Annotated in this window: 10 protein-coding genes and 1 pseudogene; 5 read left to right on the forward strand and 6 right to left on the reverse strand. The window is 44.6% G+C overall.

Annotation, left to right across the window (positions count from 1 at the left end):
• Positions 1–49 precede the first annotated feature (49 nt).
• The 6 genes from DW096_RS17880 to recJ form a co-directional block, all read right to left on the reverse strand.
• Positions 50–1,231, reverse strand: a complete 1,182-nt coding sequence (locus DW096_RS17880) for a pyridoxal phosphate-dependent aminotransferase (protein ID WP_022401362.1) — start codon at positions 1,229–1,231, stop codon at positions 50–52.
• The gene (locus DW096_RS17885; RefSeq protein WP_118931209.1) at positions 1,206–2,054 is read right to left on the reverse strand and encodes a prephenate dehydratase; all 849 of its coding nucleotides are present in this window, start codon (positions 2,052–2,054) and stop codon (positions 1,206–1,208) included. The genes DW096_RS17880 and DW096_RS17885 overlap by 26 nt, the downstream gene beginning before the upstream one ends.
• 293 nt (positions 2,055–2,347) lie before the next feature.
• Entirely contained in the window at positions 2,348–3,097 is a 750-nt protein-coding gene (locus DW096_RS17890) for an endonuclease/exonuclease/phosphatase family protein (RefSeq protein WP_035450088.1), read from the reverse strand.
• A 21-nt stretch (positions 3,098–3,118) separates the two neighbouring features.
• Complete coding sequence (locus DW096_RS17895; RefSeq protein WP_005833337.1) at positions 3,119–4,078, reverse strand: tetratricopeptide repeat protein; 960 nt, start codon at positions 4,076–4,078, stop codon at positions 3,119–3,121.
• 113 nt (positions 4,079–4,191) lie between these two features.
• Entirely contained in the window at positions 4,192–6,102 is a 1,911-nt protein-coding gene (locus tag DW096_RS17900; protein WP_118931210.1) for an ATP-dependent DNA helicase RecQ, read from the reverse strand.
• A 210-nt stretch (positions 6,103–6,312) separates the two neighbouring features.
• Positions 6,313–8,028, reverse strand: a complete 1,716-nt coding sequence (gene recJ / locus DW096_RS17905; protein WP_005833333.1) for a single-stranded-DNA-specific exonuclease RecJ — start codon at positions 8,026–8,028, stop codon at positions 6,313–6,315.
• 195 nt (positions 8,029–8,223) lie between these two features.
• On the opposite strand from recJ, the gene yaaA reads away from it, so the two are divergent.
• The 5 genes and pseudogenes from yaaA to DW096_RS17930 all read left to right on the forward strand — a co-directional run bounded on the left by yaaA (position 8,224) and on the right by DW096_RS17930 (position 16,063).
• On the forward strand, positions 8,224–8,997 hold the full coding sequence (yaaA, locus tag DW096_RS17910) for a peroxide stress protein YaaA (protein ID WP_005830017.1): 774 nt from the start codon (positions 8,224–8,226) through the stop codon (positions 8,995–8,997).
• A gap of 147 nt (positions 8,998–9,144) precedes the next feature.
• A pseudogene (locus tag DW096_RS17915) lies at positions 9,145–10,139 on the forward strand (phosphatidylinositol-specific phospholipase C).
• Between the two features lie 83 nt (positions 10,140–10,222).
• On the forward strand, positions 10,223–11,047 hold the full coding sequence (locus DW096_RS17920) for an ROK family protein (protein WP_005833328.1): 825 nt from the start codon (positions 10,223–10,225) through the stop codon (positions 11,045–11,047).
• A gap of 173 nt (positions 11,048–11,220) precedes the next feature.
• On the forward strand, positions 11,221–14,403 hold the full coding sequence (locus tag DW096_RS17925) for a TonB-dependent receptor (RefSeq protein ID WP_005830023.1): 3,183 nt from the start codon (positions 11,221–11,223) through the stop codon (positions 14,401–14,403).
• A 22-nt stretch (positions 14,404–14,425) separates the two neighbouring features.
• Entirely contained in the window at positions 14,426–16,063 is a 1,638-nt protein-coding gene (locus DW096_RS17930) for a RagB/SusD family nutrient uptake outer membrane protein (protein WP_005833325.1), read from the forward strand.
• The last annotated feature ends 38 nt before the right edge of the window (positions 16,064–16,101 follow it).

Consider the following 16,101-nt stretch of genomic DNA (forward strand, 5'->3'; position numbering starts at 1 on the left):
AGTAAACGGGATTCCGGCTTTAGGGTGTTCATCTCTTACTTGTAAGCATTTATTTCATGTCCTTGATACGCTTCAATGCTTCTGCCAGTTTATTGTCCTTACAGCAGAGGGAGATGCGGATATACCGTTTCCCGTTACTTCCGAAGATAAACCCGGGAGTAATGAATACTCTGGCTTTATGCAGCACGTGTTCAGTCAGTTCTTCCACGTCTGTACAGCTGTCGGGGATTTTGCCCCAGAGGAACATGCCTACCTGGTTTTCGTCGTAGGTGCAACCCAAGGTATGCATGATTTCTCCTGCCAACTGACGGCGGTTGCGGTAATTCGCGTTGTTGCCGTCATACCAGTCTTGCTCTGCTTCCAGGGCAGTGGCGGCTGCCAGTTGCATGGCACGGAACATACCGCTGTCGATGTTGCTCTTTACTTTCAATATCCATTGCACGAAGTCGGCATTCGAGGCAAGCATGCCGATACGCCATCCCGGCATGTTGTGGCTTTTGCTCATGGAATTGAATTCTATGCAGCACTCTTTGGCACCCGGAATACTGAGGATGCTGATGGGATGTTCGTTCAGGATGAAACTGTAGGGGTTGTCGTTTACGATGACGATGTCCTTGCGGCGTGCGAAGTCCACCAGTTTCCGGTACAGTTCCGGTGTTGCGTTCGCCCCGGTGGGCATATTGGGATAGTTGGTCCACATCAGTTTTACACGGCTCATGTCCATCCGTTCCAGTTCGTCGAAGTCGGGCATCCAGCCGTTTTCTTCTTTCAAGTTATAGTTCACGACCTCGGCACCCAGAATCTTGCTTAATGAAGTATAGGTGGGATAGCCGGGATTGGGAACCAATACTTGTTCACCGGGGTTGACAAAGGCCAGCGTCACGTGCAGGATGCCTTCTTTGGAGCCGATGAGCGGTTGTATCTCTGTGTTGGGATTCAATGCTACACCGTACCATTTTTTGTACCAGTCCGCAAAACCGCGGCGCAGTTCGGGGATACCTACGTAGGGCATGTAACCATGTCCGTCCGGATTGCAGGCAGCTTCGCAAAGTGTTCGGATTGTCTTTTCGGAAGGCGGCATGTCGGGGCTTCCGATTCCCAGGCTGATGACATCCATTCCTTCGGCATTCATTTGTGCCACTTCTTTCAGCTTCTTCGAGAAGTAGTATTCGCTTACGCTTGCCAGGCGGTCGGCAGGCTTTATTCTACACGTTTGATTTTCCATCTTCATATTCTCCTAATATTTTCAGTTCTTTGGTCAGCGGTGTGATGGCCGCAATGGATTGTTTATATCTCAGTACATTGTCGAAGACGACATCTACGTAAAACTGGTATTCCCATTCACGCCCGATGATGGGCAGTGATTGTATCTTGGTCAGGTTGATGCGGTAGAAAGACAAAATAGACAATACCTGGGAAAGGCTTCCTTCAGTATGGGGAAGTGTGAATACCATGCTTGCCTTGTTGACGTCCTTGCTGCGATGCCGGTTCAGTTCATCTACTTGCCAAGAGTCGGCTACGACCAGGAAACGGGTGAAGTTATGTTTGTTGGTTTCGATACCTTCCTGCAGGACCTTCATGCCATAACGCTCTGCAGCAGCTTTGGAGCAGATAGCTGCATGGCCTTTCAGATGTTCCTGTTGGATGATTTCGGCACTGCGGGCGGTATCTTCGCCTTCCACCACTTTGATTCCGGGGTGTTGCCCCAGGAATTCACGGCATTGCATCAGGGCGATAGGGTGGGAGTTGACTTCGGTAATATCATCCCAGTCTTCATCGGGCAGGCAGACAAAACTATGGGAAATACGCAGCTTGTACTCGCCGACAATCTGTGCGCCACTTTGGCGTAATAGCTCATTGTTATGCAGCAAACTACCTGCAATGGTGTTTTCTATTGCCAGCATTCCTATGGTCTGACTGTCTTTTTTGATGGCACCGAACACGTCTTCAAAGTTGGCGCAACAGATTAACTCTATTTCTTCTCCTTCGAAGTACTTGTGTGCGGCGATGTCGTGATACGAGCCTAATGTTCCTTGAATGGCTACCTTTTTCATTATTTTTATTTTCTTGGTTATGCTATAAAAAAAATCCCGCTTCCATACGATGGAGCGGGATTCTGTATATTTACTTGTTTCTCTATTCAGTCCTTAAGCATCACTGTCACTTGATACATACAAACTCCCGCTCTACTTTCTGGCTAAAGTAAAAGTAAAAAAAGAAGTAATATGCATAAGTAAATGACTTCATACTTGTATTCTCTGTTTTTGAATTACGTGACAAAAGTAATGCTTTTCTTTTATATACAAACAAAAAACAATGTTTTTTTTAGGGATAGTAGCAATTTAACTTATTTCCCTTTAACTTGTACAATGACTTGAACCGGACGATGGTCGGATGAAATGGTGTCTTCTATGACTTTCCGGTATTGTACGTCAAACCGATACCCATTCTTGGAATAGCCGTAGATGTAGTCTATACATCGGTTGGGACGGTCTGCCGGGAAAGTATAAGAGGTTGTGTCATTGAGGGTGGCAAAATGTTTTGCCAATTCCAGCTGGGGAGCGCTTGCTGGTGCAGAGTTCATGTCGCCTGCCATAAAGATGGGCTTATCGACGTTTTGCAAGGCTTTTTCTATCAATGGTACGGCAAGGAGCTGGTCTTCTGGAGTGAGGGACTGGTGTGTGGCACAAAATACATAATCTTTAAATTCTGCAATAATGAGGGTACGTTTTTCTTCCCGTCCGGGCATTGGAATGATTTTGTATTGTATGGGTATCTCTCTGGAGAGGATTCCGATGCCGTAGCTTCCACCCTGAAAAGGAATGGCTGCTGCATAAGTCCCGTGCATTCCGGTCAGTTTTTCTAGTTCTCCGAGAGCATGGATTCCTTTGTTGCGCACCGTTACACTGTCAAGTTCCTGCAGGGCGACTATGTCCGGAGAAGTTTGACTGATAACATTGGCAATGCGTCGGTAATTGTACTCCTTGTCCATGCCGATGCAATTATGTACGTTATAGGACAATATGTTCACTTGCTGTGCATGGGCAGGTGCGAACATCAGTACAAAAAGTACTGATAGAAATAAATTTCGTTTCATTGGCGGCAATAATTGAATTTGTTATAATCCTAGGATATTACCGGTACTTCCCCCCGGTTGGTTACCATATTGTCCGTTAAAGTTCTGTATCTCTTTAGGATTGAGTTCCAGTCCTTTCTTCATGTCTTCTGCAGAACCTTCCTTGTCGCCGTTCAGCAACTTGGCACGTCCGCGCTCATGATAGGCCTCTGCGAAATTAGGGTTCAGTTCTGTGGCTTCCGTAAAGAGCTCGATGGCTTCTGCCAGCTTGTTTTGGGTGATGTAAAGCTGTCCTAAGTAGAGGAAGGCTTGTTCGTTGAAGGGATTCAACTCCGTCACTTTCTGATAGCTGCTTTCTGCTTTTTCTTTGTTTCCCGTAGCTTCTTCTATCTTTCCGCGGAGCAAGATGGCACTTTCGTCTTCCGGGTCTTGTGCCAGAATGGTGTCTATGTCTTCCATCGCTTCCTTGTATTGCTGCATTTGGACCAGTGCTTCGGCACGGAGCAGACGTGCTTCGATGAAATCATCTTTCAGTACGATGGCTTTCGTAAGATGAGCGATGCACATGATGCCGTCCCCTTGCCCATTGTCTGCTTTGCCTAGCAGGTAGTGTGCCATGGCGTTGCCTTCTTCTATTTCGATAGCTTTCTTTGCCGCTCCTGCCATGGCGGGATAGTCTTCCTGCATGTAGCATACGTTGGCTAGACTGAGGTAGGTGGAGGTATGTTCCGGCTCTATTTCGGTCATACGTTCCAGCAGTTTGTGTGCCTCGTCCAGTTCGTTGGTCTGGGTGTAGACTTGGGCAAGGTAGCCCATGGTCTCAAAGTCTTCCTGAATGGCAAGGGCTTCAGTGAAGCATTTGATGGCGTAGTCTGTACGGCCCATGCGTTGTGCACGCATACCGTCATACTTGAATATCTCAAAATTCTTCTGCTCGTTTTTTTGTTTCTCATTTGCCGGACTGTCTGACTTGCCGGAGAAAAAAGATTTAAAGAATCCCATAGGTGATTAAAAATTAAAGAATTAAAAATTAAAAAGGAAAAGGAGGGGCATGGCTGATAAGAGATGTTCCTCTCAGCGGCAGGACATTCTTTTCCAACGGCAAAAGTAATGAATTATTTTTTGATTTGAAGCATTCCGTTGACAGCAATTACCTTACCTTCGTCCAACAATTCATGTAACACATCGATGAGCATGTTTTTATCGTCCGGTATCTGTTCTGCCAAAGTGGCTGGAGTTTGTGGTTTATCAGATAGGGCTTGAAGAATCTTTTCAGAAAGTTCCTTTTCCGAAAGGTGGCCGGAAGGTTTCTTGTTCTTCAAATTGATGCAAGTGTCGCACTGCCCGCAGTTATGCTCGTTCTTCTCTCCGAAGTAGTGTAGCAGCATTCGACTACGGCACACGGTATCGCTGCTCACGTAATCCAGCATGGCACTTATGCGTTTCTCATACCGCTCTTTGCGTTCCTCGTACACGGCGGGAGAGATTTGCAGGTGGCGCATTTCAACCCTCTCTCGCGTGTATATTATATATGGTGTCTTTTTGCGGGGGATGTAACTGACGATACGTAGCTTGGCTAGGTGGATGAGCTGTTCATACACTTGCCGGCGTGTGAGTCCAGTGCGTATGGCCAGTGAATCTTCATTGATGAAAGCATGGTCTGTGAAGACCCCGGTATAGGAGCGGAGAATGGTTTGGATGAGTTTGTCCATATCTTCGCCGAGCTCTCTCAGTTTATAAAGTTCGTCTCGACGGATAGTGAACAGTAGCCGGGATGCATTGTCTTGTTCGTCTGTATATTCCAGGTATCCCGCTTGTGTCAGAATCTTCAAGGCACTGTCCACGGGAACGGGGAAGTACTTGAACTTTCGGCAAAAGTCTTCTATATTGAACTCGCGTACACAGCCTTGTCCGTCTCCCATTGCCATCTGGTAATAGTATTGAAGATGCTCATATACTTCCTTTATATACTCTTTTTCAGGAAAGGTGTCGGGAATGCGTTTGTGCAGTGTTGCCTTATCCGACTTGGCGTAAAGGATGACCGCGTAGGCTTTTTGTCCGTCCCTTCCGGCACGTCCTGCTTCCTGGAAGTAGGCTTCTATGGAATCGGGCAGGTCCATGTGGATGACAATCCGTACATCCGGTTTGTCGATACCCATACCGAATGCATTGGTGGCGACCATGACGCGGCTTTCTCCCGTCTGCCAGCGTTGTTGGCGGATGTCTTTGGTGGCATCGTCCAGTCCGGCATGGTAGAAATCTGCGGTGATGCCTTCGTTGTGCAGCAGTTCGGTAATTTCCTTGGTGCGGCGGCGGTTGCGCACATAGATGATGGCGCTTCCGGGCATACGGCGCAGGATGTGCAACAGCTCTCCCGTCTTGTTTTCCGTTTTACGGACGATATAGGCGAGATTTTTGCGTTCGAAACTCATGCGGAACACATTTTCCTCACGGAAATGCAGACGGGCCTGGATATCTTTCACTACTTCCGGAGTGGCGGTGGCTGTCAATGCCAGGATGGGTACGCCGGGCAGAAGTTCGCGTATTTCGGCTATCTTCAGATAGGCGGGACGGAAATCGTAGCCCCATTGCGATATGCAGTGGCTTTCGTCTACCGTAATCATACTGATTTTCATCTTCTGCAGTTTGGTGCGGAAGATTTCAGTATCGAGCCTTTCGGGGGAGATATAGAGGAACTTGAAATTGCCGAATATACAGTTCTCCAGTGTGACGATGATTTCCTGCCTGCTCATGCCTGAGTAGATGGCAAGCGCCTTGATTCCCCGTTTTTTCAGGTTTTGTACCTGGTCTTTCATGAGGGCAATCAACGGAGTGATGACCAGGCAAAGTCCTTCTTTAGCAAGTGCCGGAACTTGGAAAGTGATGGATTTTCCTCCTCCCGTGGGCATTAGTCCCAAAGTGTCCCGTCCCTCGGTAATGCTGTTGATGATGTCTTCCTGGATTCCCCGGAAGGTATCGTATCCCCAGTATTGCTTCAGAAGCCTCACCCCCAATCCCTCCCCCATAGGGAGGGGAGTTTTGAAGTTACTACTGCTGCTCATGGTCTTATTGAACTTTCTTGCTACTTCTTATCGTTGAATTGATATTCTTTCCTTCTCTATGCTAATAGTAGTGATTACTTATCTTATAGCATCAACCAATTTTCATCATTTCCTTAATATAAGGAGACTATTCTTATTCCCCTCCCTGTGGGGGAGGGGTTAGGGGAGAGGCTTTCAGTTCGGCTTTATGTCTTCAATCTGCAACTGCACTTCACCCCTCTTATGGGTATTCTCTTCAATGGAATAGCAGATGTCGAAGGAACGTTTGGTCTTGATGAAGCGTACGTGGGAACTTTGCCCGAAAGCGATGCCGTTCATTACATTGTTCGATTTATTATCTACCAGTTCTAGCTTGATATGTTCCTGGTCGCGGCCTACGACTTTGCTGGTACCATAATCATAGACATTGTGCGTACAGAAAATGGGTTTGGCATTGTCCGGTCCGAATGGATTGAATTTCTTCAAGTCGCTGAAGAATTTCGGAGTGATGTCTCTGAAATCAATCTCGGCATTGATGTCGATGACGGCGCATGTCTGTTCCGGCAGGATATTTTGTGATACGAACTCTTCGAAGCGTTCGATAAAGGCCGGTACATTTTCCACCTTCATGGAAAGACCGGCGGCGTAGGTATGACCTCCGAAGTTTTCCAGAAGGTCGCGGCAGTATTCAATGGCTTTGTAGACATCGAATCCGGAGACGGAACGGGCAGATCCGGTTGCCATGTCATCCGTACGTGTCAGTACTACTGCCGGCCGGTAATAGATTTCCGTCAGCCGGGAGGCTACGATGCCGATGACGCCTTTATGCCAGTCTTCATTGTACAATACGATGGAACGTCGGTCGGCAAGTCCGTCCAGGTCAGCTACAATCTTGTTGGCCTCCTCGGTCATGGTCTTGTCCAAGTCCTTGCGTGTCTCGTTGTATTGGTTGATTTGTCCGGCTTTCTCCAGGGCAAGAGAGAAATCTTTTTCAGTAAGCAAGTCAACAGCTTCTTTCCCGTTCTGGATACGTCCGGAGGCGTTGATGCGGGGACCTATTTTGAATACAATGTCACTGACGGTGATGTCCTTGTCCGTCAGTCCGCAGACATCAATGATTGCTTTCAGGCCTACGCTGGGATTACTGTTCAACTGCTTCAAACCGTGGTAGGCGAGAATGCGGTTTTCACCCATAATGGGGACAATATCCGATGCGATACTGACGGCGCAAAGGTCCAGTAAAGGGATAAGGTGATGGAACTCGATACCGTTGTTGAGGGCAAATGCCTGCATGAACTTAAAGCCTACACCGCATCCGGACAGATGTTCATAAGGATAGGTGTTGTCTTCCCGTTTGGCATTCAGAATGGCTACAGCAGGGGGCAGTACATCATCGGGGACATGATGGTCGCAGATGATGAAATCAATGCCTTTCTCCTTGGCGTATGTGATTTCTTCGACGGCTTTGATACCGCAGTCCAATACAATAATCAAACCTACACCACTCTCTGCGGCATAGTCTACTCCTTGGATTGAAACTCCATACCCCTCATTGTAACGGTCGGGGATATAGTAGTCGATGTTCGAATAGAACTGTTGAATAAACTTGTAGACCAATGCCACAGCCGTGGTACCGTCTACGTCATAATCTCCATAAACAAGAATGCGCTCTTTCTTTCCCATTGCCTTGTTCAGGCGCTCTACGGCTATATCCATATCCTTCATCAGGAATGGGTCGTATAAGTCCGGTAGTTGGGGGCGGAAAAACTTCCGGGCATCCGCTGCCGTTGTTATTCCCCGCTCCACCAGCAATTTTCCCAATATTGGGCTAATTCCCAATTCTTGGGCCAGTTGTTGGCTTGCTTCTGCCTGTTCGGGTGTAATGGGTTGATAATTCCATTTGTGAGTCATTTTATATATTATTTTTTCTTTTTCTATCTCAAGATGTTGGGGGAGTAGAGGGGGGCAATACGTGCACTTTTCTCCAACAAGGTGTAAAGGTATGAAAAACTCTTGAAACGGAGGTGAATTCTGCGGAAAAACTTTATAAGTATATGTATTCTCCACTAAAAAACTTTATTTTTGTATCCATTAAAAAATATCGCTATGCTTGTTTTTATCTCTTGTGCAAAGACCATGGCAGCGCGCTGCTCTGTTGTCGTGCCCGAAGTCACAGTCCCGAAATTCGAAACGGAGGCTGTGCGGAATGCGTTGGAAATGTCGCAGTATTCAGTATCCGAATTGGAAAGGCTTCTTCGGGTGAATACCAAAATTGCTGCCGAGAACCGTTTGCGTTTTCATGATTTCTGTTCGGAGGAGAATCGTTCGATGCCAGCCGTTTGCGCCTACACGGGAGCTGTTTTTAAACGCATTCTTCCGAAAGATTTTTCAGCGGAGGATTTTCGTTATGCGCAAGAACATCTGCGTATCACTTCTTTTCTTTATGGGTTGCTTCGCCCGCTGGACGGTATCAAACCCTATCGTTTGGAAGGAGATGTCCGTTTGCCCGAAAAAGGTGGAATATCCATGTTTGATTATTGGAAGCCTTTGTTGACGGATTACTTCATAGAGGAAATTAAAAACTGTGGCGGTGTTCTCATTAATTTGGCAAGTGCTGAAATGAAAGATTTGTTCGACTGGAAGCGGGTGGAGCAAGAGGTGCGTGTTATTACGCCCGAGTTTCAAGTTTGGAAGGCCGGACAGCCGAAGACTGTCGTTATCTATGCCAAGATGTGTCGCGGAGAGATGACGCGTTTTATTGTCAAGAACCGTCTGGAGTGTCCTGAGGAGTTGAAATCCTTTTCTTGGGAGGGCTTCGTCTGGGATGAGATACGCAGTACGGAGAATGTATGGCATTTTTCGTTAGGTACATTTATGTAATGAAAAGGTACATTACGTTTGGCTCAGATGTTACTATATGTTGCTTTCGATGTTTGCGCAAAATGAAGAACTAAATACGCAATTTAGGATGAGGGAAAAGAATGAACCCTCTACATTTGCATGCAGTAAACTTAAAAGCAATATACTATGAAGAGAAACAGATTAAGAACAGTTGTTGTATTAGCTTTGACCATATTTTTATTGAATGCTCCGGTTTGTGCTACAGCTTCCAGATTGCAGGATACTTGTGCGGAGGCGCGGATGAGGTTGCACTGCGGCCTGAGTGGATGAGGATTCTCCATGATACGCTTCCTATATGTAAGATTTCTATTCCTGGTTCACACGATAGCGGTAGTATCAAAGGAGGGCATATGTTGAAAACACAAGCAACAGATATTCCCGCTCAATTACGGCAAGGCATCCGTGCTTTCGATATCCGTTTGGAAAAGAAGGGTAATAAACTGGGGGTGTTTCACAGTCATGCCTTTCAGGATATATATTGGGAAGATGATGTTTTACCTGCTTTTATACACTTTCTGCAAACATATCCTTCTGAGACTTTGATTGTTTCCTTGAAAAAGGAAGGGGGAGAATTGCGGGATTATGCTTCTCTGCTGTCCGTTTCTTTAAGCAGCCCTGAGTATCAAAGTTATTTCGTGATGGACTTTCGCCCTGAACTGACGCTGAAAGATTGCCGTGGAAAGATTCTTTTCCTGCATAGGGATCATGCTATGGATAATTATCCTGGAGCAGCATGTGTAGGTTGGGAGGATGACAGTACTTGCCTGCTCACTCTTCGCAATAAAGATGGTAAGGAAGGAGTGGCTTTGCTCGAAGATGAATATCAATATGAATCGGGTGAGGAGGCCGGGAAGAAGGTAGGGGTTTGTGTCCGTAATATTGAAGGGATGTCTGCTGAGCCGGTTTCCTCACGTCGGTGGGGAATTACTTTTGTAAGTGCGACGGGGCTGCCCTTGGGAACCCCTAAAGTCTTTGCTGATAAGGTGAACAAGCCTATTGCTGACTATTTAAAACAAAAGAATAGCCGGAATTGCGGTATTGTTTTTATCGATTTTGTCAGTGAACCTGGAGGAAAAGATTTGGTGGAATATTTGATTGACAGTAATGTTTGCGCAAAATGAAGATTTATATGCGCAATTGGGAATACTGAAAAAAAAGCATTTTCTTAATTTTGCACATGTTGAACACCTTAATGTTATATACTATGAAACTGTCAATAGATTTAGGAGGAACCAATATTCGAATAGCCCAAGTGGAAAAAGGGAACTGCTTGAATAAAGTGTCGGTTCCATGTTTAGCTCAGCAAGATGCTTCTACTGTGCTAAACCAGCTTTCCCAGCTTATTCGGAATATGATGAATGAGCAGGTAGATGGTATCGGTATCGGTGTCCCTTCAATTGTTGATCCGGAGAAAGGAATTGTATATAATGTAGCAAATATATCTTCTTGGAAAGAAATACACTTGAAGGAGATTTTGGAGAACGAATTCAAGGTGGCAGTTGCCATTAATAATGATTCCAACTGTTTCACTTTGGGGGAGAGCCTATACGGCGAAGGAAAATCTTATACCAACATGGTAGGCGTTACTATTGGGACCGGAATTGGAGCTGGCGTTGTCATTGGCCGTCGTTTGTATGGTGGGCAATATATGGGAGCCGGTGAGATAGGCTCATTTCCTTATTTGGACTCTGATTTTGAACACTATTGCAGTAGTTTCTTGTTTAAACGTTATGGCACTACCGGTGCGGTAGTAGCTGAAAAAGCCCAGCAAGGAGAACAAGCTGCATTGGAGATTTGGAAAGAGTTTGGGAGGCATTTGGGTAATCTTATAAAGGCAATTCTTTTTGCCTATGCTCCCCAGGCTATTGTTTTAGGAGGCGGTATTGTATCGGCTTTTCCTTTCTTTAAAAATGCTATGGAACAAACAATGCAAAGTTTTCCCTACAAGATTATATCGGATAATGTGAGTGTGGTGGCTTCGCATCAAAAGGATTCCAGTTTATTGGGTGCTGCCGCTCTTCTTGAGTAATAATCCCTATACGGTTTGATTGAAAATAATAAATATTTTGCAGTTATATTATTTTACGCATAAATAAGGACTGTTAGAGAATTGTTCCTTTTGTAATAACTATGTAATTCTGCTTTCTGACCTTTGTGGCGGAATTATAATTTTCTATATTATAAACTTTAAATTTTGAATGCATGAAACAAGTAAATCTTAGAATCTATCGAACGATTCTGACCCTATTGTTGGGACTGTTCTTGTCGGCAGGTGCTTATGCACAGCAGATTTCTGTGAAAGGAACAGTAAAGGATCAGACTGGCGAACCTGTGATTGGTGCCAATGTGTTAGTAAAGGGGACGACTAATGGAGTGATTACGGACGTTGACGGAAACTTTAATGTTTCGGCCGATAAAAACGGCGTATTGGTAATCAGTTTTGTCGGCTATGTGACTCAGGAAGTACCAGTGGCAGAAAAACAAATGGTAATTGTGCTTAAAGAGGATACAGAACTTCTGGATGAGGTTGTTGTATTAGGGTATGGTGCGAATACACGTAAGCAGGACTTGTCTGCTTCAGTGGGTGTAGTAAGTAATACTGAAGAATTGGCTGCTCGCCCGGTAACTTCTACCGAAGGCATGCTGCAGGGACAGCTGGCAGGTGTTACCATTACGGCCGATGGTGGCGACCCAACTTCTTCTCCTAACATTGTGATTCGTGGTCAAGGCTCACAAGATGGAGACAATGTACTTTGGGTTGTGGACGGTGTTCCCGGTGCACCTATCTCATCCATGAATGATATTGAAAGTATCGTTGTTTTGAAGGATGCTGCTTCTGCTGCTATCTATGGCGCACAGTCTGGTGCAGGTGGTGTTGTGTTGGTAACTACCAAAAAAGCGAAACAAGGTGCTCCTTCGTTGACTTATGACGGCACTTTTGGTATTCGTCAGGCTACCAATTTGATAGAACCACTGAATGCGGAGCAGCAGATTGAGATGCGTAAGATATCTCATCAAAATGCAGGACTTTCGCTTCCAGTCGGTTGGGATGTTACCAAAAATCCATGGATAGGTACGACTCGTACTGATTGGATGGATGAGATTTTCCGCACTGCCTTCTACCAACGTCATAACGTAGCGTTGAATGTAGGTTCTGATAATTTTTCAAATCGTATATCTTTTGCTTACGATAATGATGAAGGTGTTTTGATTAATACTTTCAAGAAGAATCTTACATTACGTTATAATGGTAAAATGCAGCTGAACAAGTGGGTGAGCGTCAGTGAGGATTTTGTATGGCAGAACACTACCCAACGTTCCAAAGCTACGGATAACGATGCTTATACAGGACCTATCCTTTCGGCTATCTACATGCCGGCAAGTGCCACTGTCTATAATCCGTTGGACGGAAGTTATGGTGGTGTGACTACGGAAGATCCTGCCTATATTGAAAAATATGGTTCGAATTTCTCTGATATCCACGGGGATGCTGTAAATCCGGTACGTCTATTGGAAGCAGAGAATTTGTATGACAAGATAAGTGACATATGGAGCACTACCAGCTTGGAGATAGCTAATGTACTTCCTGGATTGAAGTTTACGAGTCGTTTTACTTATAATATGAAGACTAATCATTACAAGAAGTTCAATCCTATTCGTGATGAAGTAGGTAAACCGGCTTTGTCGAATAATCTTCAAGAAACTACTTACCGTAGAGATGCTTGGAAGACGGAAAATACCCTGACTTATGATAAGACATTCGGTGAACATACGGTTGGTGCCTTGTTCTCGACTACGGCAGATCATTCTGAAACGCGTGGACTGGAAGTGACGGGTAAGGATTTTGCGGATGAATCGGAATTTTTACAATACATGGCGTATGCAGGATCAGTGACAGCATCTGACTATTTGACTGGACCTGATGCCAATGTGTCGTTGATTGCCCGTTTGGCTTATTCTTATAATGACCGTTATTTTGCTACTGCATCTTGGCGTCGTGATTATGCTGGACGTTTGCCTAAGGAAAATAACTATGGTGATTTCCCTGCAGTGACCCTTGGATGGAAAATATCTAATGAAAAATTCTTTAAGAAGAGTGATTTTATCAGTTTGCTGAAATTGCGTGCTTCTTGGGGGCGTGTAGGTAATTTGAGCTCTATAGGGCTTAATTATAAGTCTGCTTTGTTGAAGAAAAGCTCGTGGACAGAACAAGCACAATATGGTCCTGAGGCAAATAATATCTGGAATACTTTGATTTACAACGGCTCTGCGTTAAATCCTGATTTGACCTGGGAAACTTCAGAACAGACTGACTTGGGCTTGGATGTTGAGATGTTTAAAAACCGTTTGTCGGTATCATTAGACTATTTTGATAAACGTACTTTCAATTTGATTCAGACACAATCAATGGGGTGGCCTTCTACTATGGGACTCGATGCCATGTTAATCAATCAAGGTGAAGTGCGTAACCGTGGCTTTGAGATTCAAGCTAATTGGAGCGATAAGATTAACAAAAACCTTTCTTATTTCGTATCGGGTAACTTCTCGTATTTAAAGAACTGGGTATCAGATATAGGTGTGAAGGATGCGGATGGCAATCCGGGTTTGTGGCCTAATGATAAAAGGTTCCGTAGCATCCCTTATATGATGCAGAGTACGGAAGGGGAACCTCTGAATTCCTTCTACTTGATTAAGACAGATGGTTTGTTCCAAAGTGATGCAGAAGTTGCCGAGTGGAATGCTAAACATGGAACATATGTGACCAATGATAATGGTGAAAAAGAGTGGGTAGGTATTCAGCCGAATGCCAAGGCTGGTGACTTGAAGTTTGTGGATCATAATGGCGATGGTAAAATTACGGATGCAGACCGTCAGTATATGGGTAGTGCGACTCCGAAGACGACTTTTGCCTTTACATTGGGAATGACGTGGAAAAAACTTTCTTTCAGTGCCATGTTCCAGGGAGTAGGTGGAGCAAAAGCTTTATATGTAGGAAAGTACATGCTGTTGAGTGATGTAGAAGGAAACTTTAACCGTTCCAGCGGGATATTGAATGCTTGGAGTCCTACAAATACCGGTTCTGATATTCCTCGTTTGTCAAAGAATGACCCGAATGGAAACTTTACGACTGCATCTGATTGGTATTTGGAGAATGCTTCTTATCTGCGTTTGAAGAATGTAACCCTTTCTTATGATTTAAGCGATGTATTCCGCAAGTGGTCTCATTTGAATGACCGTAACAGCCGTTTGTCTGTGTACTTCAGTGGTGAAAATCTTGCTACTATCACTGGATATTCTGGTATGGATCCTGAATGTGGTGGCTGGGATGCTTTGAAATATCCGGTATCTCGCGTATTATCTGTTGGTGTAAAATTGACTTACTAATAATTAATAGAGAAGAATGATTATGAAAAAAAATATATTATTTTTTGCGATGTCTGCCACATTGCTTATGAGTTCTTGCAGTGACTTCCTTGATGTGCAACCAGAGGGAGATGCTACTACAACGACTTATTTTACCAATGACCTGCAGGCTATTGATGCTGTAGATGCATTGTATGAAAGATTTCATCAGGAAGCTGTATATGGACGCGAACTGTTTTGGGAACAAGGTGCCGCGTGCGACGTTGTGTGGGGAAAGACCCGTGATTTTCCAACACTTGCTACATTGAAATATACAGGAGACGAATCCCCTTTGCGTACTATTTTTGATACTATGTACAAAGTGATGGCACGTTCCAACTGGGTAATACAAGAGTTGCTTAAGAAAGGGAAAAGCACCACTTTGAGTGATATTGAAAAGAGAAGTCTCGGTGAAGCTTACTTCACTCGTGGATGGGCTCATTTCTTGATTGCTTATCGTTACGGTCTTGATACACAAGGGGTACCTTTTGTCCGTTATGAAGATTTTGAAGGTGGCTATGACAATTCTATTCCTCCTCAGCAAGCTTCGGTCATCGATAATTATAAATTGATTATCTCGGATATGGACAAGGCAATAGAGTATTTGCCCCGTTTTGAAGAGTATGGAGATAATGATAGAGGACGCGCGCACGATGCGGCTGCAGTAGCTTTTAAAGCTAAAGTTTATGCTTATTGGGCAACTTGGGATGCTACACAATGGGGAAATGTAATCAGTATGGTCAATGAACTGGAAACTGCTTACGGACGTGATTTAGCCGGTACTTATGAAGAGTTGTTCTCTTCTGATTTCTCTAAATGGTGGAATAAAGAGTATATTTGGACTATTCCTGGAAATGGTGGCTCTCAAGGTGGCGGTTCGGAGTTTCCGGGAGTTGTCCTTGAGAACAAAGGCTGGGGACAATATAATGGCTGGGGACAGAACAAGCCGTCTTATGATATTTACGAAGAGATGTTGAAAGACGGAGCTGGTAATGACCGTTTGGTTCGTACGGTTTTAGAGTATGGTCAGGAATTTCAATTCTTGGGTGAATCCCGTGCTTTTTATTCAAGCTCGGATATTGAATCCGGTTTTATGATTAATAAATACATGGATCCCTTTAAGTATGAAGATGCAGCCAATAAGGGGTATATCAATACAAACGGAGACTGGCCGACGGTACGTATTAATTTTCCGGTTATCCGTTTTGCAGAAATGTTACTTTTCCGTGCGGAAGCTTATTTGATGACTAATAAAGCGGACTTGGCTACGGCTGATTTGAATCGCATTCGTAAACGTGCCAATGTTGCATTATTGACGGGCACTGCTACTATGGCTGACCTATATCATGAACGCCGTTGTGAATTGGCATTTGAGTTTACAGACCATTTATATGATTTGAAACGCTGGTATCGCTCAGGCAATACTGAAATAAAGGCTTTGGCTGCTGCCGAATTGAATGCCCGTCCGCGCGTACGTCATTATGCCAACCGCCAGGACCCTGCTTCCACATTCGTTGTAGGTGAGTATGAGGATTATACGGATAAGATTGCTTATCAGGATTACATGATCGTATTCCCTTATCCTTCGGTTCAGATTACCAAATCTGATGGTAAATTAAAACAGAATCCTCATTATGATTGATATTTTCTCTGAAAGAGATAAAATATAAAAAAAGACCT

The sequence above is a fragment of the Bacteroides sp. AM07-18 genome, assembly GCF_003602695.1.
GTDB lineage: Bacteria > Bacteroidota > Bacteroidia > Bacteroidales > Bacteroidaceae > Bacteroides > Bacteroides uniformis.

Excerpts from the sequence above, each read along its gene's own strand:
- DW096_RS17880 (WP_022401362.1), bottom strand. The coding sequence starts at position 1,231 with ATGAAGATGGAAAATCAAACGTGTAGAATAAAGCCTGCCGACCGCCTG.
- DW096_RS17885 (WP_118931209.1), bottom strand. The coding sequence starts at position 2,054 with ATGAAAAAGGTAGCCATTCAAGGAACATTAGGCTCGTATCACGACATC.
- DW096_RS17890 (WP_035450088.1), bottom strand. The coding sequence starts at position 3,097 with ATGAAACGAAATTTATTTCTATCAGTACTTTTTGTACTGATGTTCGCA.
- DW096_RS17895 (WP_005833337.1), bottom strand. The coding sequence starts at position 4,078 with ATGGGATTCTTTAAATCTTTTTTCTCCGGCAAGTCAGACAGTCCGGCA.
- DW096_RS17900 (WP_118931210.1), bottom strand. The coding sequence starts at position 6,102 with ATGGGGGAGGGATTGGGGGTGAGGCTTCTGAAGCAATACTGGGGATAC.
- recJ (WP_005833333.1), bottom strand. The coding sequence starts at position 8,028 with ATGACTCACAAATGGAATTATCAACCCATTACACCCGAACAGGCAGAA.
- yaaA (WP_005830017.1), top strand. The coding sequence starts at position 8,224 with ATGCTTGTTTTTATCTCTTGTGCAAAGACCATGGCAGCGCGCTGCTCT.
- DW096_RS17920 (WP_005833328.1), top strand. The coding sequence starts at position 10,223 with ATGAAACTGTCAATAGATTTAGGAGGAACCAATATTCGAATAGCCCAA.
- DW096_RS17925 (WP_005830023.1), top strand. The coding sequence starts at position 11,221 with ATGAAACAAGTAAATCTTAGAATCTATCGAACGATTCTGACCCTATTG.
- DW096_RS17930 (WP_005833325.1), top strand. The coding sequence starts at position 14,426 with ATGAAAAAAAATATATTATTTTTTGCGATGTCTGCCACATTGCTTATG.